General features: G+C 70.7%; 25 protein-coding genes and 2 pseudogenes. 13 read left to right on the top strand and 14 right to left on the bottom strand.

Annotation, left to right across the window (positions count from 1 at the left end; translation table 11 throughout):
- Positions 1-155 precede the first annotated feature (155 nt).
- Positions 156-1358, top strand: coding sequence for a sialidase family protein (locus ACZ7GZ_RS01420; protein WP_471019744.1), 1203 nt, complete (start codon positions 156-158; stop codon positions 1356-1358).
- Here the strand turns inward: ACZ7GZ_RS01420 and ACZ7GZ_RS01415 are convergent.
- The 5 genes and pseudogenes from ACZ7GZ_RS01415 to ACZ7GZ_RS01395 form a co-directional block, all read right to left on the bottom strand.
- Complete coding sequence (locus ACZ7GZ_RS01415; RefSeq protein WP_471019742.1) at positions 1355-2281, bottom strand: dihydrodipicolinate synthase family protein; 927 nt, start codon at positions 2279-2281, stop codon at positions 1355-1357. The two genes, ACZ7GZ_RS01420 and ACZ7GZ_RS01415, sit on opposite strands and share 4 nt — an antisense overlap.
- Positions 2282-3286 carry an oligopeptide/dipeptide ABC transporter ATP-binding protein gene (locus tag ACZ7GZ_RS01410; RefSeq protein ID WP_471019739.1) on the bottom strand — a complete coding sequence of 335 codons (1005 nt, stop codon included), beginning with the start codon at positions 3284-3286 and terminating at the stop codon, positions 2282-2284.
- Positions 3283-5247 carry a dipeptide/oligopeptide/nickel ABC transporter permease/ATP-binding protein gene (locus ACZ7GZ_RS01405; RefSeq protein WP_471019737.1) on the bottom strand — a complete coding sequence of 655 codons (1965 nt, stop codon included), beginning with the start codon at positions 5245-5247 and terminating at the stop codon, positions 3283-3285. The genes ACZ7GZ_RS01410 and ACZ7GZ_RS01405 overlap by 4 nt, the downstream gene beginning before the upstream one ends.
- Positions 5247-6202, bottom strand: a pseudogene (locus tag ACZ7GZ_RS01400) (ABC transporter permease). The gene ACZ7GZ_RS01405 and the pseudogene ACZ7GZ_RS01400 overlap by 1 nt, the downstream one beginning before the upstream one ends.
- 4 nt (positions 6203-6206) lie before the next feature.
- The gene (locus tag ACZ7GZ_RS01395) at positions 6207-7814 is read right to left on the bottom strand and encodes an ABC transporter substrate-binding protein (protein WP_471020174.1); all 1608 of its coding nucleotides are present in this window, start codon (positions 7812-7814) and stop codon (positions 6207-6209) included.
- 260 nt (positions 7815-8074) lie between these two features.
- On the opposite strand from ACZ7GZ_RS01395, the gene ACZ7GZ_RS01390 reads away from it, so the two are divergent.
- Positions 8075-8503: a hypothetical protein gene (locus ACZ7GZ_RS01390; RefSeq protein WP_471019734.1), complete on the top strand. Its 429-nt coding sequence runs from the start codon at positions 8075-8077 to the stop codon at positions 8501-8503.
- Complete coding sequence (locus ACZ7GZ_RS01385; protein WP_471019731.1) at positions 8500-9357, top strand: hypothetical protein; 858 nt, start codon at positions 8500-8502, stop codon at positions 9355-9357. Before ACZ7GZ_RS01390 ends, ACZ7GZ_RS01385 begins: the two co-directional genes overlap by 4 nt.
- 18 nt (positions 9358-9375) lie before the next feature.
- On the opposite strand, the gene ACZ7GZ_RS01380 is transcribed toward ACZ7GZ_RS01385, so the two are convergent.
- Together ACZ7GZ_RS01380 and ACZ7GZ_RS01375 are read right to left on the bottom strand one after the other, a co-directional pair.
- On the bottom strand, positions 9376-9570 hold the full coding sequence (locus ACZ7GZ_RS01380) for a DUF397 domain-containing protein (protein WP_471019729.1): 195 nt from the start codon (positions 9568-9570) through the stop codon (positions 9376-9378).
- On the bottom strand, positions 9552-10385 hold the full coding sequence (locus ACZ7GZ_RS01375) for a helix-turn-helix domain-containing protein (protein WP_471019727.1): 834 nt from the start codon (positions 10383-10385) through the stop codon (positions 9552-9554). Before ACZ7GZ_RS01375 ends, ACZ7GZ_RS01380 begins: the two co-directional genes overlap by 19 nt.
- Positions 10386-10488: 103 nt before the next feature.
- Between ACZ7GZ_RS01375 and ACZ7GZ_RS01370 the strand changes: the two genes are divergently transcribed.
- The 6 genes from ACZ7GZ_RS01370 to ACZ7GZ_RS01345 all read left to right on the top strand — a co-directional run bounded on the left by ACZ7GZ_RS01370 (position 10489) and on the right by ACZ7GZ_RS01345 (position 14122).
- Positions 10489-10728 carry a hypothetical protein gene (locus tag ACZ7GZ_RS01370; RefSeq protein ID WP_471019725.1) on the top strand — a complete coding sequence of 80 codons (240 nt, stop codon included), beginning with the start codon at positions 10489-10491 and terminating at the stop codon, positions 10726-10728.
- Positions 10725-10940 carry a hypothetical protein gene (locus ACZ7GZ_RS01365; protein WP_471019723.1) on the top strand — a complete coding sequence of 72 codons (216 nt, stop codon included), beginning with the start codon at positions 10725-10727 and terminating at the stop codon, positions 10938-10940. Before ACZ7GZ_RS01370 ends, ACZ7GZ_RS01365 begins: the two co-directional genes overlap by 4 nt.
- A 62-nt stretch (positions 10941-11002) precedes the next feature.
- The gene (locus ACZ7GZ_RS01360) at positions 11003-11143 is read left to right on the top strand and encodes a hypothetical protein (protein WP_471019720.1); all 141 of its coding nucleotides are present in this window, start codon (positions 11003-11005) and stop codon (positions 11141-11143) included.
- Complete coding sequence (recO, locus tag ACZ7GZ_RS01355; protein WP_471019718.1) at positions 11140-11886, top strand: DNA repair protein RecO; 747 nt, start codon at positions 11140-11142, stop codon at positions 11884-11886. Before ACZ7GZ_RS01360 ends, recO begins: the two co-directional genes overlap by 4 nt.
- A gap of 18 nt (positions 11887-11904) precedes the next feature.
- Positions 11905-12753: an isoprenyl transferase gene (locus tag ACZ7GZ_RS01350; RefSeq protein ID WP_471019716.1), complete on the top strand. Its 849-nt coding sequence runs from the start codon at positions 11905-11907 to the stop codon at positions 12751-12753.
- A gap of 40 nt (positions 12754-12793) precedes the next feature.
- The gene (locus tag ACZ7GZ_RS01345; RefSeq protein ID WP_471019714.1) at positions 12794-14122 is read left to right on the top strand and encodes a histidine-type phosphatase; all 1329 of its coding nucleotides are present in this window, start codon (positions 12794-12796) and stop codon (positions 14120-14122) included.
- 19 nt (positions 14123-14141) lie between these two features.
- Here ACZ7GZ_RS01345 and ACZ7GZ_RS01340 read toward each other — a convergent pair whose 3' ends face one another.
- The 4 genes from ACZ7GZ_RS01340 to ACZ7GZ_RS01325 form a co-directional block, all read right to left on the bottom strand.
- Positions 14142-14552, bottom strand: a complete 411-nt coding sequence (locus ACZ7GZ_RS01340) for a Fur family transcriptional regulator (RefSeq protein WP_471019711.1) — start codon at positions 14550-14552, stop codon at positions 14142-14144.
- Positions 14553-14615: 63 nt separating this feature from the next.
- Entirely contained in the window at positions 14616-15518 is a 903-nt protein-coding gene (locus ACZ7GZ_RS01335; protein ID WP_471019709.1) for a metal ABC transporter permease, read from the bottom strand.
- Positions 15518-16285 (bottom strand): metal ABC transporter ATP-binding protein, encoded by a 768-nt coding sequence (locus tag ACZ7GZ_RS01330; RefSeq protein WP_471019706.1) that lies wholly within the window; start codon positions 16283-16285, stop codon positions 15518-15520. The genes ACZ7GZ_RS01335 and ACZ7GZ_RS01330 overlap by 1 nt, the downstream gene beginning before the upstream one ends.
- Positions 16286-16305: 20 nt before the next feature.
- Positions 16306-17265, bottom strand: a complete 960-nt coding sequence (locus tag ACZ7GZ_RS01325) for a metal ABC transporter substrate-binding protein (RefSeq protein ID WP_471019704.1) — start codon at positions 17263-17265, stop codon at positions 16306-16308.
- 170 nt (positions 17266-17435) lie between these two features.
- Between ACZ7GZ_RS01325 and ACZ7GZ_RS01320 the strand changes: the two genes are divergently transcribed.
- Positions 17436-18818: a glycine--tRNA ligase gene (locus ACZ7GZ_RS01320; RefSeq protein WP_471019701.1), complete on the top strand. Its 1383-nt coding sequence runs from the start codon at positions 17436-17438 to the stop codon at positions 18816-18818.
- Between the two features lie 66 nt (positions 18819-18884).
- Here ACZ7GZ_RS01320 and ACZ7GZ_RS01315 read toward each other — a convergent pair whose 3' ends face one another.
- Positions 18885-20000, bottom strand: coding sequence for an endonuclease/exonuclease/phosphatase family protein (locus ACZ7GZ_RS01315; RefSeq protein WP_471019698.1), 1116 nt, complete (start codon positions 19998-20000; stop codon positions 18885-18887).
- Positions 20001-20232: 232 nt separating this feature from the next.
- On the opposite strand from ACZ7GZ_RS01315, the gene ACZ7GZ_RS01310 reads away from it, so the two are divergent.
- From ACZ7GZ_RS01310 to ACZ7GZ_RS01300, 3 genes and pseudogenes are all read left to right on the top strand, one after another.
- A complete protein-coding gene (locus tag ACZ7GZ_RS01310; RefSeq protein ID WP_471019696.1) occupies positions 20233-20844 on the top strand; it encodes a LysE family translocator in 612 nt (203 codons plus the stop codon).
- An 80-nt stretch (positions 20845-20924) separates the two neighbouring features.
- Positions 20925-21947 carry an aldo/keto reductase gene (locus tag ACZ7GZ_RS01305; RefSeq protein WP_471019694.1) on the top strand — a complete coding sequence of 341 codons (1023 nt, stop codon included), beginning with the start codon at positions 20925-20927 and terminating at the stop codon, positions 21945-21947.
- Between the two features lie 26 nt (positions 21948-21973).
- A pseudogene (locus ACZ7GZ_RS01300) lies at positions 21974-22589 on the top strand (TetR/AcrR family transcriptional regulator).
- Here the strand turns inward: ACZ7GZ_RS01300 and ACZ7GZ_RS01295 are convergent.
- Positions 22570-22980 carry a hypothetical protein gene (locus tag ACZ7GZ_RS01295; RefSeq protein ID WP_471019692.1) on the bottom strand — a complete coding sequence of 137 codons (411 nt, stop codon included), beginning with the start codon at positions 22978-22980 and terminating at the stop codon, positions 22570-22572. The pseudogene ACZ7GZ_RS01300 and the gene ACZ7GZ_RS01295 sit on opposite strands and share 20 nt — an antisense overlap.
- A gap of 110 nt (positions 22981-23090) precedes the next feature.
- The gene (locus ACZ7GZ_RS01290; RefSeq protein ID WP_471019689.1) at positions 23091-23315 is read right to left on the bottom strand and encodes a hypothetical protein; all 225 of its coding nucleotides are present in this window, start codon (positions 23313-23315) and stop codon (positions 23091-23093) included.
- Between the last annotated feature and the right edge of the window lie 27 nt (positions 23316-23342).

The following is a 23342-nucleotide window of genomic DNA, read 5'->3' as shown; positions in this document are numbered from 1 at the left end:
TTCCCGCGGGTTCCCCGGCGGCCGGGACGGGGGCCCGAGGGGCCGGCGCGGCCGGGGTTCCGGGAGCCGGACCCGGGCGGGTGCGGTCCCGGTGTCGCCCGTACGAGGGATCCTCGGGACGAATCGGGACCGATGGTTCCGGGGAGCATGGGTAGGTGACACCGAAGAGCCGCACCCTGCTCACCGCCCTCGCGCTCCTCACCTCGCTCGCCGCCCGCCCGCCCGCCCACGCGGCCTCCGCCTCCGGCTGCGTCTCCTCGGAGCCGTACGTGTCGGGGAAGGGCGGCTATCACACGTACCGCATCCCGGCCGTGGTCAGGACGCGGGACGGCACGATCCTGGCCTTCGCCGAGGGCCGGCACGACAGCGCGGGCGACACCGGGGACATCGACGTCGTGCTGCGCCGCTCCACCGACGGCGGCTGCACCTGGGGCCCGCTGACCGTGGTGACCGCGGGCCACGGGGACACCCGGGGCAACCCGGCGCCGGTCCTGGACCCCCGCACCGGCGCCGTCATCCTCGTGACCTGCGGCAACAGCGGTTCGGTGACCGAGGAGCAGATCATGCGCGGTGAGGTCCCGGACGAGCGGGGCCGCCGGGTGTTCGTCCAGCGCAGCGGGGACGGCGGCCGGCACTTCACGCCCCCGGTGGACATCACCGCGCAGGTGAAGCGGCCCGGCTGGCGCTGGTACGCCACCGGCCCCGGCCACGCGGTGGTCCTCACCCGGGGCCCGCGCTCCCCCCGAGGGGGGACCCCCAGCCGCCTGCTGGTCCCGGCCAACCACTCCGCCGCCCCGCCCGCCGGGTCCTCCGACACCGGCCAGGAACCCAGGTACTACGGCGGCCACGCCCTCTACAGCGACGACGGCGGTCGCACCTGGCACCTCGGTTTCGTCGACGCCACCTACGACGGCGTGACCAACACCAACGAAACGAGCGCCACCCAGCTCCCCGACGGCCGCCTCTACTTCAGCGCCCGCGACCAGAAGGGCAGCGCGCCCGGCAACCGCCTCGACACCTACTCCTCCGACGGCGGCGCCACCCTGGACCGCCCGTACGCCGTCCAGCCCACGCTGGACGACGTCCCCATGGTCCAGGGCAGCGTCCTCCAACTCCACGGGCCCGGTGCCCCGTTGGTGTTCGCCGCGCCCTCCGTACCGACCGCCCGCCGCGCCCTGGCCCTGTGGACGAGCACGGACGCCGGCCGCACCTTCACCCGGCTGCTCACCCTCTCGGACCGCCCGGCCGCCTACTCCGACCTCGTCCAGCTCGGCCACGCCACAGTCGGCGTCCTGTACGAGACGGGCACCGCGCACGCCTACGACACGCTGGAGTTCCGTCGAGTGACGATCCCCTAGAGCAGGCCGGCCGCCGCCAGGAACTTCCCCACCCGCTCGACCTCCTCCCCGGACAGCGGCACCTGCGGCTCCGCCGTGACCGCGCAGTCGATGACGCCCCGCAGATGCAGCGCGGCCTTGAACGCGCCCAGCGCCGACGAACTGCCGCCCATCCGCGCCGGATCCCCGACCCCGACCATCCCGAACAGCGCGCACAGCCGCTCCTGTTCGGTCCGCGCCCCGTCCCAGTCGCCGGCCCGGCACATCCGGTACAGCCGGACGTACCCGTGCGGGTCGACGTTGGCCAGCCCCGGCACGGCCCCGTCGGCGCCCAGCGCCAGCGCGGAGTCCACGATCAGCTCAGAGCCGGTCAGCACGCTGAACCCGGTGTGCGCCCGAGCCCCGGTGACGACCTCGCGGAAGGCGCCCAGGTCCCCGCTGGAGTCCTTGATCCCGGCCAGCACCCCGTCGCCGGCCAGCCCCAGCACCAGGTCGGCGGGAAGCTTGGTGTGCACGGCGACGGGAATGTCGTAGGCGATGACCGGCACCGCGGACGCGGCGGCGATCCGGCGGTAGTGGTGGACGATCTCGGAACGGTGGGTGCGGGCGTAGAACGGGGCGGTGACGACGACCGCCTGCGCACCGGCCGCCGTCACGGCCCTGACGTGGTCCAGGACGCGCGGGGTGGTCATGTCGATCGCGCCGGCGAGGACGGGCAGTCCGCCGCCCACATGGCCGACGACCGCCTCCACGACCTGCCGGCGCTGCCGGTCCGTCAGGAACGCCGCCTCGGAGGTGGACCCGAGCAGGAACAGCCCGTGCACCCCACCGTCCACCAGATGGTCGACCAGCCTGAGCAACGAGGGGACGTCCACCTCGCGCTCCGGTGTCAGGGGCGTGCAGACGGGCGGGACGACACCGCTCAGCGGGACGGGGAACGTCATTCAGGGCTCCTGGCGTGCTAGGTCGCGAGTCGACTGGTCCTCCTCGACAGGATGGTGGCAGCGGTAGCGGTGTCCGGGCCGTGACGCGGCCGAGAAGTCCGGCATCACCCGCGCACACAGCCCGTCCGCCTTCCAGCAGCGGGTGCGGAACGGGCAGCCGCTCGGCGGCCGGGTCGCCGACGGCACCGGACCGGTCAGCGGGATCGGGTCGAGGGGGTCCAGCAGGCCGGGCGTGGCGGAGAACAGGGCACGCGTGTACGGGTGCCGGGCGGCGTCGGTGACCCGGTCGGCCGGGGTCTCCTCGACGATCCGGCCCAGGTACATGGTGATCACCCGGTCGCTCATCCGCCGTACCGTCTGGATGTCGTGCGAGACGAACACCAGGGCCAGGCCGAGGCGCTCCTTCAGGTCCAGCAGGAGGTTCAGGATCTGCGCGCGCACCGACACGTCCAGGGCGCTGGTCGGCTCGTCGGCGACGACCAGGGCCGGGTCCAGGGCGAGCGCGCGGGCGATGGCGACGCGCTGCCGCTGCCCGCCGGAGAGCTGTCCGGGCAACGCGTCCGCCAGGGCGCGGGGCAGACCGACCAGGGCCATCAACTCCCTGACTCTCTCCTCCCGTTCGCCCCTGGTGCCACGGTCGTGCACGTCCAGCGGGTCGCGCAGGATCCGCCGCACCGTGAGCCGCCGGTTCAACGCGGTCGACGGGTCCTGGAAGACCATCCCCACGCCCGCGCCGACGGTGGCCCGGCGCTCGGCGGGCGGCATCGCCCACAGGTCACGGCCCTGGAACGCCACTGTCCCGGAGGCCGGCCGCTGGACGCCCACCAGCACCCTGGCCAGCGTCGACTTCCCGCACCCGGACTCGCCGACCACGCCCACCGTCTCGCCGGCGGCCACGGCGAGACCGGCTCCGGTCAGGGCGTACACCCGGTCGCGCCTCAGCAGCCCGCCGCTGCGGGCCCTGTGCACCACATGGACGTCCCGGACCTCCGCGACGGCGTTCACTGCACCACCTCGTCTTCCACGGGTACCGCCGGGTGGTGGCAGGCGGCCGTGTGGGTGGCCGTACCGGCGAGGACCGGGGCGCTCTGGTGGCACACCCGCGTCGCCAGCGGGCAGCGGTCGGCGAAGCGGCAGCCCGCCGGGAAGTGGGCCGGGGCCGGTACGACTCCCCTGATCTGCGTCATCCGTTCCTCGGCCGACTCCAGTGACAGCACGCTGCCCAGCAGACCGCGCGTGTAGTGGTGGGCCGGTGCGGCCACCAGGTCGGCGGTCACCCCGCTCTCCACGATCTGCCCGCCGTACATCACCACCACCCGGTCGGTGACGTCGGCGACCAGCGCCAGGTCGTGCGAGACCAGGATCAGCGCGAAGCCGAGCTCCTCGCGCAGCCGCAGCAGCAGCTCCATCACCTGGGCCTGCACGGTGACGTCCAGGGCGGTCGTCGGCTCGTCGGCGACGATCAGGCTCGGGTCGCGGGAGAGGGCCATGGCGATCAGCACGCGCTGGCGCTGGCCGCCGGAGAGTTCGTGCGGGTAGCTGCGCAGGGTGCGGTCGGGGTCCAGACCGACCAGTGCCAGGAGCTCGCGCGGACCGCGGCGCCCACCGCGCCGGACGAGCTGCCTCAGCTGGGCACGGATGGTCATCGCCGGGTTCAGCGAGGACAGGGCGTCCTGGTGGACCATCGCCATCTCGTGCCCGAGCAGCCGCCGCCGTACCCGCATCGGCTCGGCGAGCAGGTCACGCTGCCGGAACCGCACCCGGCCGCCGATGCGCGCCCCCCTCGGCTGCAACCCCATGACCGTGAGCGCGGTCAGCGACTTCCCGCAGCCCGACTCGCCCACCAGACCGAGTACTTCGCCGGGGTACACCTCGAAGCCGACCCCGGCCACGATGTCCACGCCCCGGTGCCGGTCCGGGAAGCCGATGGTGAGGTCCTCCACGGCGAGCACCGGCTGACCGGAGGGGGCGGGGCGGGGCCGGGCCCGGGACCGCAGCCGCCGGGCCGCTTCGGCGAGGCCGGGCAGCGGGAGCACCTCACCGCTGCCGGGCTCCGGCGCCCGAAGCCGGTCCCGGGGCGCCGCCACCTCGCGGGCCGCCGGTGCCGCCCACGCGTCGGAGACGCCCTCGGAGAGGATGTTCAGCGACAGCACGGTCAGCAGGATCAGCAGCCCCGGAAAGACGGTCGCCCACCAGCCGCCGGTCAGCACCATGTTCTTGCCGTCGGCGATGACACTGCCCCAGGACGGGTCCGGCGGTCGCACCCCGGCTCCGATGAAGGACAGCGACGCCTCGAACACGATCGCCTCGGCGACCTGGACCGTGCAGAAGACGAGCACGGGGGCGGCGCAGTTGACGGCCACGTGCCGCAGCACGATGTGCGCGGTACGGGCGCCGATCACCCGTTCCGCCGTGACGTAGTCCTCGCCGTACTGGTCGAGGACGTTCGCCCGTACGACCCGGGCGACGGGCGGCGTGAACAGGAAGGCGATGGCGCAGATCAGCACGCCGATCCCACCGCCGAACACGGCGACCAGCACAGCCGCGAGCGCGATCCCCGGGAACGCCATCACCACGTCCAGGCAGCGCATCAGCGTCTCGTCGACCGCCTTGCGGGAGGTGGCGGCCACCGCTCCGACGACGGCGCCCACGACCAGGGCGAGACCGGTGGCGCCCAGCCCGATCGCCAGCGACCAGCGGGCCCCGTACATCAGCCGGCTGAGGACGTCCCGGCCGAGGCTGTCCTGCCCGAGCCAGTGCGCGGCGGACGGATGCCCGCTGCCGCCGACCGGGTCCTGCTGGTCGAGCGGGTCGTCCGGGGCGAGGAGCGGAGCGAGTACGGCGACGAGGACGACGAGGGCCAGGAAGCAGACGGCGGCCTTCGACGGCATCGGCAGCCGACGCCGGCCGGGCAGCCGGACGCCGGGCCGGGTGAGCCGCTCGGTGAGGCGCGCACGCGTGAGCATCAGGCCGCCCTCAGACGTGGGTTGACGAGGAGGTAGAGGATGTCGATGACGAGGTTCACGACGACGAACCCGGTGGCCGTGGTGAGGACCACCCCTGGACGACGGCCGGATCGCCGTTCTGCACGGCGTCGATCATCAGCTTGCCCATGCCGGGCAACGAGAAGATCGTCTCGATGACGACGGCACCTCCGAGCAGATAGCCGACCCGCAGGCCGAGCACGGTCAGGGGATTGACGAGGGCGTTGCGCAGGACGTTCCGGCCGACCACGACGCGGGGCGGCAACCCGCTCCCGACGGCCGTACGGACATAGTCCTTGTCCAGTTCCTCCACGACGGAGGTGCGCACGATCCTGGTGAGCTGGGCGGCCACCGGCAGCGAGAGCGCGAGGGCGGGCAGCGCCATGGTCTTCAGCCAGCCGGTCACGGAGTCGGCCGGGTTGACGTAACCGCCGGTCGGGAACCAGCCCCGGTCCACCGCCAGGTACTGGATCATCAGCAGCGCCAGCCAGAACCCGGGCGCGGCCACTCCGACCAGCGAGACCACCCGGATGACCTGGTCCGGGACCCGGTCCCGGTACACGGCCGCCGTGACCCCGCCCGCCAGCGCCAGCACCACCGCGAGGGCCAGGCCCAGGAAGGTCAGCTGGAGGGTGAGCGGAAGCGCGGTGGTGACCTGGTCGACCACCGGGGCCCGGGTCAGGGCGCTGGTGCCGAGGTCGCCGTGGAGCAGAGCGCCGACGAAGTGGACGTACCGCACGGGCAGCGGGTCGAGCAGCCCGTTGCGCTCCCGGAAGTCGTGCAACTGCTGCGGCGTCGGATTCGCCCCCTGGAAGAACGCGGACGCCGGGTCGACGTCCGAGAACCGCATCACCAGGAACACGAACAGCACGATCCCGAGCAGCAGCGGCACGAGCAGTGCGACGCGTCGGAGCAGGATCCGTACGACGGCTGTCATGCCGCTAGGCCCAGCCGGCCTGGAGAAGGCTGATGCCGGGGTACGGCTGTGCCCTTATCCCGCTGAGCTTGTGCGGGTCCCACGCCGTCATCAGCTCGTTGTGGACGACCGGGTAGAGCACGGCCTGCTCGGCGACCACGTCGATGTAGTCCTGGATCATCGTCTTCTTCTTCGCCGGGTCCGGCTCCCGGGTCGCCCGGTCCATGTCCCTGAAGAGCTGCTTGGCGACGGGATCGCCGGCCCACCGGGTGTACCCCATCCACAGGTTCTGCGGCCCGTAGTTGTAGTGCATGATCAGATCGGCGTCGAGACCGAACTGGTTGGGGTTGGAGGCGGCGGCGACGACCTGGTAGTCCTGCCTCTGGTCCATCTTGGTGAAGACGGCGGTGGTCTCCTGCGGCGCGAGGGTCGTCTCCACGCCGACCGCGTCCCAGGACGATTTGATGGTCGGCAGGCAGTCGACGATCCAACTGACGTTGACCGCGAGGACGTCGACCTTGAGACCGCTGACTCCGGCGGCCTTGAGCAGGGCTCTCGCCTTCTCGGGGTCGTGGTCGTAGACGGTCTTGGCCCGCCGGTGGGCGGGGTTGCCCTCGTTGAGGAACGAGGAGGCGGGCTTTCCGTGCCCCTTGAGGGCGACGTGCACCATCTTGTCGGTGTCGATGGCGTAGTGGAGGGCCTGCCGCACCCGGACGTCGTCGAACGGCTTGTGCCGGGTGTTGAACATCAGGAAGAGGTTGTTCATCCCGGCGCCGCCCGCGACCTTCAGCCCGCCCTGCTCCAGGCGGGCGATGTTGGCGTACGGGATGTTGTCCGCGATCTGCGCACCGGCGCCGGTCCCGGAGATCTTCGCGACGCGGGAGGCGGCGTCCACGATGGTCAGCCAGTTCATACGCCGGAAGGCCGGCTTGCGGGGTCCGTTGTAGCCGGCGAACGCCTCGAAGACGGTGTTGGACTTCGGATGGTGCGCGGTCTGCCGGTACGGTCCCGAGCCCACGGCCAGCCCCCTGACGGCGTCGTCCCAGGCGCCGGGCCGGGAGAAGACGTGCTTGGGCATGATCTTGGCCAGGGTGAGCCGGGAGAGCCCGTCGGGGAAGGGGAACTCGAGGAGGAGCTCGACGGTGCGGGAGTCGACCTTCTCGACGCCGCCGAGCCAGCCGGCGAAGAAGCCCTTGGCGAGCGTCTGGGTCTTCGGGTCGAGGATCCGGTCGAAGACGAACACGACGTCGTCGGCGGTGACGGGCTTGCCGTCGTGGAAGGTCGCGCCGGGGCGGAGGGTGAACCGCCAGGTGGTGGCGCCTGCGTCCGCGGGCACCTCGGTGGCGAGCGCCGGATACGGCACCCGGGTGATCGGGTCGGTGTCCAGCAGCCCCTCGTAGATGTGGTTGTTCGCGGCCATCGCGAACGCCGACGCCGTCTGTGCCGGATCCCAGCTGCCGTCGTTGCCGTAGCCGATCACGGCGGTCAGCGTCCGGTCCTTGCCGCTGCCGCCCCCGGTGTCGTTCGTGGACTCCGGCCCGGCGGAGCAGGCGGCCAGTGCGGACGGCAGAGCGGCGGTCAGGCCGAGCGCACCGGCGCCTTTCAGGAAGGTCCGCCGGTGCGGGGCCGGCATGTCGCGGGTCACGTCGTCACGCACGGGTCCTCCAGCGAGGTCGGGGAAGGGGAGGAGAGGTACGACGTCCTACGTCCGGTTGGTGAGCGTGACCATAGGAGGGCCCCCAGGGGTGGTCAAGGGCACGCACACGAATGGCGTAGCCGCCACAGGTCGCACCAATGGCCCGGGGGCGGCGTCAGGCGTCAACTTCGCGTGGGAGAGCCGGTGTTACGGCTTATGATGTCGCGTCTACGACAGCAAGAGAGAAGGGTCTGCGCGTGGACGCAGAGCTGATGACGCTCGCCTCGACGGCCGGTACGACCGTGGTCACGCTGCTGACCACCGACGCGTGGGAGAGGGCCAGGACAGCGGTCGCCGCCCTGTGGGGGCGCGCCTGTCCCGACCGGGCCGAGACCGTCGAGGCCGAGCTGCTGGAAACGCGGGAACTGCTGCTCGGCACGGGCGAGCGGACGGGTTCCGGCACCCCGGGATTCGACGAGGGGATCGCCGAGTGGCGCGGCAGGTTCCGCCGGCTGCTCACCACGCAACCGGAGTTCGCCCAGGAGGTGCGCCGCATCCTCGACGAGGAACTGGTCCCCGCACTGCCCGCGCCGGCCCAGGCCGCACCCGTCGTCTTCCACGCCAACCCGACCGGAAACGCCCGCGTCTACCAGGCCGGCCGTGACCAGAACTTCCACGAGCGATGACCGAGAGACCGTCACCCACTGAGGGGCCCGGCGCGTCGGCGTCCTTCAACTCCTCGCCGTCGGACACCGGCCGGGCCTATCAGGCCGCCGGAAACCAGCACTTCCACGAGCACCACTACCACGGGCCGGTGACTCACCCCGCCCCCGCGGCGGCCCGCCCGGCCAGGGGCAGGCTGGCACTGTTCTGGGGCGTCTCCACCGCCGTCGTCCTGCTGGCCGCGCTGGCCGGCGGCGGCACATGGCTGTGGCTGGACCAGAGGTCGCCCGGCGCCACCGCGGGCGGCAAGGCCCCGCACTCCGCGGGCCCGTCCGCCGCCGGCTCGCCGTCGGCCTCCCCCTCCGCGAAGACGCACAGCGCCCCACCCAAGGCCGACACCACCACGAAGCGCTCCACCCCGCCGGAGGACCCGATCCCCGGCACGCACGGCTCCGCCCCCGTGTCGGCGGCCCCGCCGAATCCGGCGGATCCCAAGAACTGCCGGCCCTGGACCGCGGTGCTGGAGCTGCCCGACGTCAAGGTCCGCCCTTGTTGGCGGCGCGACGGCTCACGCGTCTACATGATCGGGGAGTGGCAGACCACACAGGGCGCGGAAACGGTGGACGTCTATCTCTGGCTGAAGGACGCGAGCGGCAAAGCGGTCTTCCCGCAAACTCGGGCCCTCGCCTACCGCGGCCAGGGCGCCTACCCCGCGAACTCACCCGAGCAGCAGTGGCAACAGGCGCAGGTGGGCATCAACCTGGTCCAGGGAGCCCGGTACACGGTGTGCCTCAGCGTGTACCCCGCCGGTTCTTCTCCACCGCCGAACATCACGAACGCGAACGTGAAGGGGTTCCAGAAGGACTTCACCTACTGAACGGTGGTGGGCGGTGGCTCAGGGTTCCAGGGCGCCGATGAACTCGGTCCACGCGGACGCCCCGATCACGAGCACCGCACCACCGGGCACCTTGCTGTCCCGGACCGGCACGACACCGGGGACTCCGTCGGCGACCTCGACGCAGTTGCCGCCCTCGCCGTTGCTGTACGTGCTCTTGCGCCAACGAGCGTTGCTCAGGTCGTACTGGTGCATCGTCTGTAGTCCTCAGCCGCCGACTCGATCAAGGTGAGGGACGCCTTCGGCGACAACGCGGCGACCCTGAGCAGATCGTAGGCGCGCTGTGCCCGCTTCACCACGGCTGGACCGTCCATCAACGTGCCCGAAAACGATGTCTCTGTATAGGCGACCGGCGGCGCGTCCTCGAAGTCCATGAGCCGCAAGTCACCCGTCATCGACGCGTGTGCCCCCGCCGCGTACGGAATCACCGTCACCCACACCGTCCGCTCCCGCATCAGCCCTGCAACGTGGTCCAGTTGCTCCGCCATCTCCCGCCGGCCGCCCACCGGGATGCGCAGGACGTTCTCGTGCAGGATCGCCCAATACTCGGGCCTTGTAGCGTCCTTGAGGATGTGTGCCCGCTCCAGGCGAGCCGTGACGATGTCCTCGACGTACTCGTCCGTGACGAACGGATTGGCGGCGAGCGTGACTGCCTCCGCGTATGCCTTCGTCTGCAGCAGACCCGGCACCACAGTCGGCGCGAACTCGCAGATCCGCGTCGCCACCCGCTCCAGCTCCACGACCTCCGCGAAGTACTCCGCGTACCGGCGGTCGTCGATCAGCTTCCTGCACAGGCGCTCGAAAATACCGTCGGTTTGCAGGGCCTCGTCGATCCGCTGGGCGATATCCAGCTGAGGTTTTCGAATGGCCTGCTCGAACTGTCCGATGTAAGCACCGGAGACGAAGACGCGCGCCCCCAGCTCCACCTGGGTGAATCCGGCGTCTTCCCGGCGCCTCTTCAGCTCCGTGCCGAAGAACTCCCATACCGCCTGCCGTGAACCGCTGGTCACAGCCAACCCCCTTTGCCTGCCTCGTGCTTGTAGGGCGCAGACTCCTTCCGAGTGTAGTGGCGGAGAGTCACCCTGGATGTGCGAAGCGTGAAACGCGAAAAGGATGGGGAGCACGGTGACGGCGCGACGGACCACACACTCGGCATTGTGTGTCGAAGAGGCGGAGGACACGTTGGAGGAATTGCGGTCGGCTCTCGGGGAGGCCGGGATCGTGCTGCCGTCACTCGGACTGGATCCGGTGAGTCTCGCGCGGGAGGCGCCCTGTCCCTTGGTCGAACTGGGACGGTGTTCCGTGGACACCGCACGGCTGCTCGCGGCTGTCCTGACGGGAGTGGCCCGGTGAAGCCGCCCATCGGCAGCCACGCCCTCGACACCGGGTCCGGGCGGGTCGGGATCGTCATGGGGCACGAGGGGCCCTACATCCAGCTGAGGCCGTACGGCGGGGGCCGGGAGTGGGACGCCGAGCCCGGTGCCGTACGGCCGGCCACCCCCGCCGAGCGGATCAGCGCGGAGACGGCGTACGCGAACGCCCGCAGTCGGGGTGAGGTGCCCTAGGCGCGCCGGACGTCCGGCCGAGGCGGCCCGGCCACGCGCACCCATGGGCGAGAATGGGTCCCATGAGTCTGTTCCGCGACGACGGCATCGTGCTGCGCACCCAGAAGCTGCAGAAGCTGGGTGAGGCGGACCGGATCATGCTGTGCTGTCCCGGGGGACAACCCCCGGACCCCCGGCCGGCCGGAAGCGAGGGTCGGCTGTGAGTCTCTTCCGGGATGACGGCATCGTTCTGCGGACCCAGAAACTCGGCGAAGCGGACCGGATCATCACGCTGCTCACGCGGGGGCATGGGCGGGTGCGGGCCGTGGCCCGGGGGGTGCGGCGGACGAAGTCCAAGTTCGGGGCCCGGCTGGAACCCTTCTCCCACGTCGACGTGCAGTTCTTCGCGCGGGGGAGTGAGCTGATCGGACGCGGGCTGCCGTTGTGTACGCAGAGTGAGACCATCGCTCCGTACGGCGGCGGGATCGTCACCGACTACGCCCGCTACACCGCCGGGACGGCCATGCTGGAGACCGCCGAGCGGTTCACCGACCACGAGGGGGAGCCGGCCGTGCAGCAGTATCTGCTGCTGGTGGGCGCCCTGCGGACGCTCGCCCGGGGGGAACACGCCCCCCATCTCGTGCTCGACGCCTTTCTGCTGCGCTCCCTGGCCGTCAACGGGTATGCCCCGAGTTTCACCGACTGTGCGAAGTGCGGCATGTCCGGGCCGAACCGGTTCTTCTCCTTGGCCTCCGGCGGCTCCGTCTGCGTCGACTGCCGGGTGCCCGGGAGTGTCGTACCGTCCCCGCAGACCCTGGTGCTCCTCGGGGCGCTGCTTACGGGAGACTGGGAGACGGCGGACGCGTGCGAGGCCCGGTACGTCCGCGAGGGCAGCGGGCTGGTGTCCGCCTACCTGCACTGGCATCTGGAGCGCGGGCTGCGTTCGCTCAGGTACGTCGAGAAGTAAGAGGGAGACGAGAAGCACATGGTCGTACGCGGGATCCTGGGGCGCCACCGGCGCGAGTACAAGGCGCCGGAGCCGCATCCGTCCGGTGCGCGTGCGCCCAGGCTCCCCGGCGAGCTGGTGCCGAACCACGTGGCCATCGTCATGGACGGCAACGGGCGGTGGGCAAAGGAGCGGGGCCTGCCGCGCACGGAAGGACACAAGGTCGGCGCCGAGCGGGTGCTCGATGTCCTCCAGGGGTCCATCGAGATCGGTGTGCGCAACATCTCCCTGTACGCCTTCTCCACCGAGAACTGGAAGCGGTCGCCCGACGAGGTCCGCTTCCTGATGAACTTCAACCGCGACTTCATCCGGAAGACCCGCGACCAGCTCGATGCCCTCGGCATCCGGGTGCGCTGGGTGGGGCGTATGCCCAAGCTGTGGAAGTCGGTCGCCAAGGAGCTGCAGGTCGCCCAGGAGCAGACGAAGGGCAACGATCTGCTCACGCTCTACTTCTGCATGAACTACGGCGGGCGGGCCGAGATCGCCGACGCGGCGAAGGCGCTGGCCGAGGACGTGCGGGCGGGGCGGCTGGACCCGGGGAAGGTCAACGAGAAGACCCTCCAGAAGTACCTGTACTACCCGGACATGCCGGACGTGGACCTCTTCCTCCGCCCCAGCGGGGAGCAGCGCACCTCCAACTACCTCCTGTGGCAGAGCGCGTACGCCGAGATGGTCTTCCAGGACGTGCTGTGGCCCGACTTCGACCGCCGTGACCTGTGGCGGGCCTGTGTCGAATTCGCCTCCCGCGACCGGCGGTTCGGCGGCGCCGTCCCGAACGAGGAACTCCTCGCCATGGAGGCCGCCATGAAGGGCGAGTCCACCTCGTAGCCACCGCGGGTTCACCCGGGCCGCCGAGGATGCGGGACTCATGAGACGTCTCACCCCTGTCCTCGCCCTCGGCGCCCTGCTGCTCACCGCGCTGCCGGCGCACGCCGTGGACGACGGTCCCGCGCACCGCGACAGCTACGGCACCAAGGCCCCGTACGAGCCTCAGCAGAGCGCGCACACCTATCAGCGGCCCCCGGCCGGTTACACCGCCGTCTTCACCGAGAGCGTCTCCCGGCACGGCTCCCGTGCGGCGACGGACGGCGAGGACGGCGACCTGGTCCTCGCACTGTGGGACAAGGCGCGGGAGCAGGGTCAACTCACCGGCGCGGGTGAGGAGTTCGGGCCGCGCGTGCGGGCACTGACGGCCGCCATGGAGAAGGTCGGGTACGGCGACCTCAGCGGGCGCGGGCGACAGGAGATGCGGGACACGGCGACGCGCATGGAGCGCCGGCTGCCCACCCTGTTCGGGGAGATCGCCGACCAGGGAGAGAAGATCGACGTGGTCAGCTCCGGGCAGGGGCGGGCCGTGGACAGCGCGGGGGAGTTCACCGGGGCGCTCGCGGCGGCCGACCCGGCGCTGAAGCCGTTGATCGGGGCGACCCGGACGGACAAGGACCTGCTGTACTTCCACAAGGCGGCGGGCGGCGCCGCGTACCGCGACTACCTCGCGACCGACCAGCGCCTCAAGGACACCCTGAACGCGGTCGAGGACCAGCCCCGCACGCACGAGGCCGCGCACAGCGTCCTGCGCCGCATCTTCACGGAAGCCTTCGTCGACCGGATCACCGACCAGGTCGGCGCCGCGCGGGCCGTCTACAACCTGTACGCCATCGCCCCCGCGATGAGCGAGGAGAGCCCGGACGGCAGCGGCTGGCGGATGGAGCGGTTCGTCTCCCGGTCGGACGCCGAGTGGTTCGGGTATCTGTCCGACGCCGAGGACTTCTACGAGAAGGGTCCCGGCTTCTCCGACAGCGACATCACCTACAAGATGGCGGACGTTCTCCTCGACGACTTCTTCAAGCAGGCCGAGGCCAAGCGGGCCGGAACCGGCGATCTCGGGGCCGAGCTGCGCTTCACCCACGCCGAGGAGATCATTCCGCTGGCCGCGCTGATGGGGCTGCCGGGGAGCAGCGAGCCGGCGGCGCCCGGGGAGGCGTACACGTACGGCGACAACCCCTGGCGGGGCGCGGCAGTGGCGCCGCTCGGCGCGAACATCCAGTGGGACGTGTTCAGGAAGGGCGACCGCTACCTCGTACGCATGCTCTACAACGAGAAGGAGACGGCCTTCAAGGCGGGTTGCCGTCCGGTCGAGAAGGGGAGCGCCTTCTACGACCTGGACGAACTGGAGCGGTGCTTCGGGCGGGGCTGAGCTCGGTCAGCGTCCCGGATCAGCCCTCGGCACAGTCGGCACACGTGCCGAAGATCTCCACCGTGTGCGCCACGTTGACGTACCCGTGCTCCGCCGCGATGGCCTCGGCCCACGTCTCCACCGCCGGGCCCTCCACCTCCACCGCCTTGCCGCACGCACGGCACACGAGGTGGTGATGGTGCTCACCGGTGCTGCAGCGGCGGTAGACGGACTCGCCGTCGGATGTGCGCAGGACGTCGACCTCGCCGGCCTCGGCGAGGGACTGCAGCGTGCGGTAGACGGTGGTGAGCCCGACCGAGTCGCCCTTGTGCTTGAGCATGTCGTGCAGTTCCTGCGCACTGCGGAACTCCTCGACCTCGTCCAGGGCCGCCGCCACGGCTGCACGCTGGCGGGTCGCGCGGCCCTTCACGGGCGGTCCAGCGGTCGTCACCGTTGTCTCCTCACGTCTCGCTTGTGCCCGGGCGGCCATTGTGCCAGCCCGGACCGTCAGCGGTCAGACGCCGATCTCGTCCGCGGCCCCTCTCGTGGCCGGAATCGTGCACTCCGCCGGGTCCCCGGCGGGGTGTGCGGCGGCGGCCGCGCGGGCGCGTCGGCGGGCCAGCGGGGCGGCCAGGACCGTGAGCGCGACGAACGCGGCGATGGTCAGCAGGACGATCGTCGCGCCGGGCGGCACGTCCTGGTAGTACGAGGTGATCGTGCCGCCGATCGCCACGCCGACGCCGATGGCGACGGCGATCACGAAGGTCACCGCGAAGCTGCGGGTGAGCTGCTGTGCGGCGGCGACCGGCACCACCATGAGCGCGGAGACCAGGATCAGGCCGACCACCCGCATGGCGACGGTGACCGTCACGGCCGCGGTGACCGCGGTGAGGAGGTTCAGGGCGCGCACCGGCAGCCCGGTGACCCGCGCGAACTCCTCGTCCTGGCTGACCGCGAACAGCTGGCGGCGCAGTCCCAGGGTGACCACGACGACGAACGCGGCGAGCACGGTGATCGCCGTGACGTCCGACGGGGAGACCGTCGACAGCGAGCCGAACAGGTACGAGGTCAGGTTCGCGTTGGAACCGCCGGGTGCGAGGTTGACGAACATCACACCGCCGGCCATGCCGCCGTAGAAGAGCATCGCGAGGGCGATGTCGCCGCGTGTCCTGCCGTACCAGCGGATCAGTTCCATCAGGACCGAGCCGAGCGCGGAGACGGCCGTGGCCATCCACACCGGTGAGGCGTGCAGCAGGAAGCCGAGGCCGACGCCGGTCATCGCCACGTGCCCGATGCCGTCGCCCATCAGGGGCTGGCGGCGCTGGACGAGGTAGATGCCGATCGCGGGCGCGGTGACGCCGACCAGGACGGCGGCGATGAGCGCCCGTTGCATGAAGGCGTAGTTCAGGAAGTCCATCAGCTCAGCAGTCCCGTGCGGATCGGTTCGGCGCCCGCGGGTGCGTGCGGGTGTACGTGGTCGTGGCCGGGCAGGGCATGCTGGCCGACCGCGCGGGGCGGCGGGCCGTCGTGCAGCACGCAGCCGTCGCGCAGGACGACCGCCCGGTCGATCAGGGGTTCCAGCGGCCCGAGTTCGTGCAGGACCAGCAGGACCGTCGTACCGGCGGCCACCTGCTCCCGGAGCGTGTGCGCCAGCACCTCCTGGCTGGCCAGGTCGACGCCCGCCATCGGCTCGTCCATGATCAGCAGTTCGGGTTCGGCGACCAGCGCACGGGCGATCAGCACCCGCTGGTGCTGGCCGCCGGACAGGGCGTTCACCGGGTCCTTGGCGCGGTCCGCCATGCCGACCAGTTCCAGGGCCCGGTGCACGGCCGCCCGGTCGGCCTTGCGGAAGACGCCGAAGCGGGTGCGGGAGAGGCGGCCGGAGGAGACGATCTCGGTGACCGTCGCGGGGACGCCGCCGGCGGCCGTCGTGCGCTGCGGTACGTAGCCCACGCGCGCCCAGTCGCGGAAGGAGCGGCGCGGGGTGCCGAACAGCTCGACCGTGCCGCCGCTGACCGGGACCTGGCCGATGATCGTGCGGACCGCCGTGGACTTGCCGGAGCCGTTGGCGCCGAGCAGTGCGACGACCTCGCCGCGGCCGACGGTGAGGTCGATGCCGCGCAGCACGGGACGCGCGCCGAGTTCGGCGGTGACCCCGCGCAGGGCTATGACGGGCTCTGCCATGATCCTGCCTTCCCTGTCGGTCACTTGGCGCCCAGGGCCTGCTGGAGCGCCTTGAGGTTGGCCTGCTGGACGGAGAGGTAGTCCCTGCCGCGGGACTTGGTGGTGATGCCCTCGAGCGGGTCCAGGACGTCCGTCTTCAGGCCGGCGTCGTTCGCGATGGTCTTCGCGGTCTTGTCGCTGACGAGCGTCTCGTAGAAGACGGTGGAGACGCCGTCGGCCTTGGCCATCGTCTCCAGGTCCCTGACCCGGGCGGTGCTGGGCTCCGACTCGGGGTCGAGGCCGTTGATGGCCTCCTCGGTCAGGCCGTAGCGCTCGGCGAGATAGCCGAAGGCGGCGTGGGTGGTGACGAAGACCTTGGTCTTCGTGTGTGCCAGTCCGTCCCTGAACCGCTGGTCCAGGCCGTTCAGCTGGCCGACCAGGGCCGCGGTGTTCTTCTTGTAGTCGGCCGCGTGCTCCGGGTCGGCCTTCTCGAAGACCTTGCCGACGCCCTCGGCGACCTGGGCGTAGCGCACCGGGTCGAGCCAGATGTGCGGGTCCTTGCCCGCCGACTCCTCGCCTTGGTGGCTGTCGTGCGCGGCCGCGTGGCCGCCGACCTCGTTGCCGTGGTCCTCCAGCGTGGTCAGGGAGGCCGCGTCGATCTTCGTCTTCACCGGGGACTGGGCCACCGCGTCGTCGACGGAGGGCTGGAGGTTCTTCAGGTACAGGACCGCGTCGGAGTCCTCGAGCCCCGCGATCTGCCGGGGGCTGAGCTCCAGGTCGTGCGGCTCCTGGCCGGGGGAGGTCAGACTGGTGACGTGGACGTGGTCCCCGCCGATGCGCTCGGCGAGGAAGGCCATGGGATAGAAGGACGCTACGACGTCGAACTTGCCGGTGTTCGCCGCTTGTGCCGTGTCCCCGGAGCAGGCGGTGAGGGTGCCGAGGCCGAGGGCGGTCACGGCGGTGACCGCGGCGGCGGGTATGAGGCGTCGTCGTACGTTCATGACAGTCATTTTCAACAAATATGGAAACCGTTGTCAACAAGGCCTGCCGGGGCTGCTTAACAGGGGCCGATTTGGCCGTGGGGGAGCCTGCGCCGGTAACCTGAATCATTCGCAAGCTGGAAGCATCTCGCTTCAACGCCAGTCGCCGTAATCGTCATGAAGAGAGCACCGTGGCCGCCGACAAGATCGACACCATCGTCAGCCTGAGCAAGCGCCGTGGCTTCGTTTTCCCGTGCAGTGAGATCTACGGCGGACAGCGCGCCGCCTGGGACTACGGACCGCTGGGTGTCGAGCTCAAGGAGAACATCAAGCGCCAGTGGTGGCGCTACATGGTGACGTCGCGCGAGGACGTGGTCGGTATCGACTCGTCCGTCATCCTGGCCTCCGAGGTCTGGGTCGCGTCCGGCCACGTCGCCACCTTCACGGACCCGCTGACCGAGTGCACCGCGTGTCACAAGCGGTTCCGCGCCGACCACCTGGAAGAGGCGTACGAGGAGAAGAAGGGCCACGCCCCGGCGAACGGCCTGGCCGACATCAACTGCCCGAACTGCGGCAACAAGGGCCAGTTCACCGAGCCCAAGCAGTTCTCGGGTCTGCTGTCGACGCACCTCGGCCCGACCCAGGACTCCGGCTCGGTCGCGTACCTCCGCCCCGAGACCGCCCAGGGCATCTTCACCAACTTCGCCCAGGTGCAGACCACCTCGCGCCGCAAGCCGCCGTTCGGTATCGCGCAGATGGGCAAGTCCTTCCGCAACGAGATCACGCCCGGCAACTTCATCTTCCGCACCCGCGAGTTCGAGCAGATGGAGATGGAGTTCTTCGTCAAGCCGGGCGAGGACGAGAAGTGGCAGGAGTACTGGATGGAGCAGCGCTGGAACTGGTACACCGGCCTGGGCCTGCGCACTGAGAACATGCGCTGGTACGAGCACCCGAAGGAGAAGCTCTCCCACTACTCCAAGCGCACCGCCGACATCGAGTACCGCTTCCAGTTCGGCGGCAGCGAGTGGGGCGAGCTGGAGGGTGTCGCCAACCGCACCGACTACGACCTCGGCGCCCACTCCAAGGCCTCCGGCCAGGACCTCTCCTACTTCGACCAGGAGGCCGGCGAGCGCTGGACGCCGTACGTCATCGAGCCCGCGGCGGGTGTCGGCCGTACGATGCTGGCCTTCCTGCTCGACGCCTACGTCGAGGACGAGGCGCCGAACGCCAAGGGCAAGATGGAGAAGCGCACGGTGCTGCGGCTCGACCACCGCCTGGCCCCGGTGAAGGTCGCGGTTCTGCCGCTGTCCCGCAACCCGGAGCTGTCCCCGAAGGCGAAGGGTCTCGCCCAGGCGCTGCGGCAGAACTGGAACATCGAGTTCGACGACGCCGGTGCGATCGGCCGCCGTTACCGCCGCCAGGACGAGATCGGTACGCCGTACTGCGTGACCGTCGACTTCGACACGCTCGAGGACAACGCCGTCACGGTGCGCGAGCGGGACTCGATGAAGCAGGAGCGCGTGTCGCTGGACCAGATCGAGGGGTACCTGGCTCAGCGTCTGCTGGGCTGCTGACCTTCGGCCTTCGGCCTTCGCCCACCGCCCACCCGGCTCGCTCGGGTGGGCGGTGGGCGTTCTGGGTCACAGGTTCAGGTCCACGTACAGCGCCGCGTGGTCGGATGCCTCGTCGGTCTTCGACGTCACGCTGTCGAAGTGGTTCGGGTGCGCGAAGATGCCCCGCGTCTCCAGGCCCACCTTCTGCACCTTCGACCACAGGTCGGGCGGAAGCAGGATGTAGTCCAGCTTGTCCCGCTTCGAGTGGCAGGTGCCGTGGGTGCCCGGGTCTCCCTGGTAGGAGGAGTGGCTCATCACGTCGCGCAGTGCGGGTGTGCTGTCCAGCAGCACCCCGACGGGCTTGCTGTCCGGGAAGTCGTTGAGGTCCCCGGCGACCACGACGTTCGGGGTGCGCTTCAGCGCGGCCCGGTAGATCTCGGCGACCCGTTCCGCCTGGGCCAGGCGCAGCTCCGGGTCGTCGTTGAACTTGCTCTTGAGGTGGTTGCCGAGGACCACCAGGCTCTCCCCGCCGCCGAGTTGGATCTCGTACTCGGGGCAGTCGCGGCTGAACAGGGGCTTCGTCGGGTCCGCCGGGTCCGGGTCGAAGAGGTGCGGCCGGATGGAGGTGATCGGGAGGCGGCTGAGGATCCCGATGTCGATGCCCCGCGGGTCGTTGCCGTCGATCAGCAGACCGAAGGGGTACGGCTGCCGGCCCAGGCCCAGGACATGCTGGTTGAAGCGCTCCAGGGTGAGCCGGTCCTCGACCTCGGGCACCAGCAGGACGTCGGCGTTGACCTCTCTGACCACCCGCCCGGTGTTCGTCACCGCCGCCATGTCCAGGTCGTCCTGCCCGAGTTCGGCCCAGCCGGCCCACGCGCCGCGGCCGCCGGCGCGGATCGGCAGCTCCGTGGGGTGGGACCCCGGCGCAGGCGTGTCGAAGAGCCCGCTGCCCTTCCCGGGGCGGTTCTGGTTGACGTAGATGAGCGGGGGGTTGTCGGGGTCGCTGCTGTAGGCCTGGTACGCGAGGATGAGGTCGGCGATCTCCTTCTTGTCCGACTCGCTGTACGTCGCCTTGTCCAGGAGAGCGACCAACTTGTCGAAATCGTCGAGGACCTGCTTCCGCTGTGCCGCGTCGGACAGGCGGAAGACGGAGGGGCGGCGGAAGAGGTTCTCGGTGTTGAAGGTGGCGATACGGACGGCCATGGCAGGCCTCCTTCGGGCGGCGCGAGGACACCGCACGACCGGCGGCAGGCGCCGCCGAAGTGACTGCTCGCCGACAACTCCCATTGTCCGAGGGGCGGCGAACCGTGTCCAACGGAGTCGATCCCCCTCGTGCCGGCTGTTTGCCGATGGGGTCGCCGCTCACCGATTGGTCCCGTGAACCGCTCGGCGTTTGGCCCTGTCTCCCGGGCCGCGCCGGCGGCAGGGTGACCCCATGAGCCTCACCTTCCTCCTCACCGCCCTCGTCGTCGTCGCCACCCCCGGCACCGGTGTCGTCTACACCCTCGCCGCCGCCCTCTCGCACGGCCGTCGCGCGAGTGTCGTCGCGGCCTTCGCCTGCGCGCTCGGGATCGTGCCCCACGTGCTGGCCACGGTCACCGGGCTCGCCGCGCTGCTGAACGCGAGTGCGACCTCCTTCCAGGTCGTCAAGTACGCCGGTGTCGCCTACCTGGTGTACATGGCGTGGGCGACGCTGCGGGCCAAGGAGGCGATCACCGTCGAGCAGCACATCCCGCCCCGCTCCTCGGCGCAGGTGATCGTCCGGGGTGTGCTGACCAATCTGCTCAACCCCAAGCTGACGATCTTCTTCCTCGCCTTTCTGCCCCAGTTCGTGAACCCGGCCGACCCGCACGCGCTCCCGCGCATGCTCGGGCTGAGCGGTGTCTTCATGCTGCTGACGTTCCTCGTCTTCGCCCTGTACGGCGTCCTCGCCGCCTCCGTGCGCAGCCACGTCGTCTCGCGGCCGAAGGTCATGGCCTGGCTGCGGCGGAGCTTCGCCGGGTCCTTCCTCGCCCTCGGCGCCAAGCTGGCCTGCACGGCCCGGTGAGCCCAGGGCCGGGCCGCACGTCCGACAGATATGGAATGACAGATATTGAAATCTGTCAGCTGTCATGGCAAGGTGAGGGCATGACGATGCGAACCCGAACCCTCGGAACCACCGGACCCCAGGTCTCCGCCCTCGGCCTCGGCTGTATGGGCATGTCCGCGCTGTACGGCGAGGCCGACCGCGCGGAGTCCGTCGCGACCATCCATGCCGCCCTGGAAGCGGGCGTCACCCTGCTGGACACCGGCGACTTCTACGCCATGGGGCACAACGAGATGCTGATCGGCGAGGCCCTGCGCACCGCCCCGGCCGCCCGCCGCGAACAGGCCCTGGTCAGCGTGAAGTTCGGTGCCCTGCGCGACCCGCAGGGCAACTGGAGCGGCTACGACGGCCGCCCGGCCGCCGTGAAGAACTTCGCCGCCTACTCCCTGCAGCGCCTCGGCGTCGACCACATCGACGTCTACCGGATCGCCCGCCTCGACCCGGACGTGCCGATCGAGGAGACCGTCGGCGCGATCGCCGAACTGATCGAGAAGGGATACGTCCGGCACGTCGGCCTCAGCGAGGTCGGCGCCGACACCGTCCGGCGGGCCGCCGCCACCGCCCCCGTCTGCGATCTGCAGATCGAGTACTCGCTCATCTCCCGCGGCATCGAGCGGGACATCCTGCCCACCACCCGCGAGCTGGGCATCGGCATCACCGCCTACGGCGTGCTCTCCCGCGGCCTGATCTCCGGCCACTTCACCCGCGACCGGCAGCTGGCCGCGAACGACTTCCGCGCCCACTCGCCCCGCTTCCAGGGCGAGAACCTCCAGCACAACCTGAACCTGGTCGAGGCCCTGCGCAAGATCGCCGAGCAGAAGGGTGTCAGCGTCGCGCAGATCGCCATCGCCTGGGTGCTCTCCCAGGGCCTGCGGCAGGACACGACCATCGTGCCGTTGGTCGGGGCCCGCACCCGCGAGCGGCTGGCCGAGTCGCTGGGCGCGCTGGACGTCACCCTGGACGCGGCCGACCTGACGGCGATCGAGGAGGCCGTACCGGCGGACGCGGCGGCCGGCGACCGCTACCCGGCCACGCAGATGGCACACCTCGACAGCGAGCGCTGACCGGGACGCCGGGTACGGTCTAGGGCATGGCACCGACCAGCGAGACCCTGACCGCCGAGCGCATCCTCGAAGCGACCGAGGAGGTGCTGCGCCGCCACGGCCCGGCCAAGGCCACCGTGGTCGACGTGGCCCGCGCGCTCGGCGTCAGCCACGGCAGTGTCTACCGGCACTTCCGCACCAAGGCGGCGCTGCGCGAGGCGGTCACCAAGCGGTGGCTGGACCGGACGTCGGAGAAGCTGGCCGTCATCGTCGCCGGGGACGGCACTCCCGAGGAGCGGCTGCGGGCCTGGCTGGCGGCCCTGTTCGAGGCCAAGCGGCACAAGGCGGGCGACGACCCCGAACTCTTCGCCACCTACACGGTGCTGACCGACGAGAACGGCACGGCGGTCGGCGAGCACATCGCCGACCTGACCGCGCAGCTGACCCGGATCATCGCGGCAGGGGCCGGGGGGGGGGGGGGGGCCGCCGCCCCCCCCCCCCCCCCCCCCCCCCCCCCCCGCCGCGGCCCGGGCCGTCTTCCAGGCCACCGGCCGTTTCCACGACCCCTGTCACGCCCGGGAATGGACCGCTCCCGGCGTCGACGAGGAGTTCACGGCCGTCGTGGACCTGCTGATACGGGGGCTCAGCTCACCGTCACGCTGACGGTGGGCGAGTAGACCTTTCCGGACATGGTCACGCTGGCGACGCGCACCTTCTCCGTGCCCGGGGTGCTGAGCGTGGCGGTCAGGGAGTATGAGCTGCCGTTCTTGGTCTTGGAGGTCACCTTCAGCGGGATCCACTTGCCGGACTTCTCGTGCTGGAGCACCAGCGGGGAACCGACCTTCAGGCCGGTGGTGTTGCCGGAGAACTTCACCGAGTCACCGGCCTTCACCGAGGTCTTGTCGGCCGTGATGGTGATCGTGGCCTTCGCGGGGCTGACGATGGGCGTGCTCCCGGCGGCGAATGCTCCGGACGTTCCGCCGGAGAGCAGTGCCACGGAGAGTGCGCCGGCGCCGAGCGCGCGGCCGTAGCGGTGGCGGAGTACCGAGGTCATGTTCGTCTCCTGTCGCTCGATGAACCTTTCCCAGGCTGAACCGGCTTTGCGGAAGCGGCCACTCGAACGGGTAAGAGAGCAGGTCAAACAGGGTTTGGAGATCCGGCGTCCTACTTCGGCGGCTGCCGGGCCGTCGCCGGGTCGACCGTCGCCTGATGGGCCTCGGTCAGATGTTCCTCCGCCTTCAGCCAGGGCAGGAACTGGGCACCCTTGTGCCAGCCGCAGGTGTCGCAGCTGACCGTGCGCTGCACCCCCGTGCGCTGGACCCGCACGACGTGCTCCCGGCCGTGCTGGTCCCAGCGACTCACCTTGCTCGTGCCGGCGTTGTGCGGCATGTTCCCTCCCCGGGCTCGGCACACAGG

Source organism: Streptomyces sp. NPDC037288 (assembly GCF_055603265.1).
This window is presented reverse-complemented; position numbering and strand designations above follow the sequence as displayed.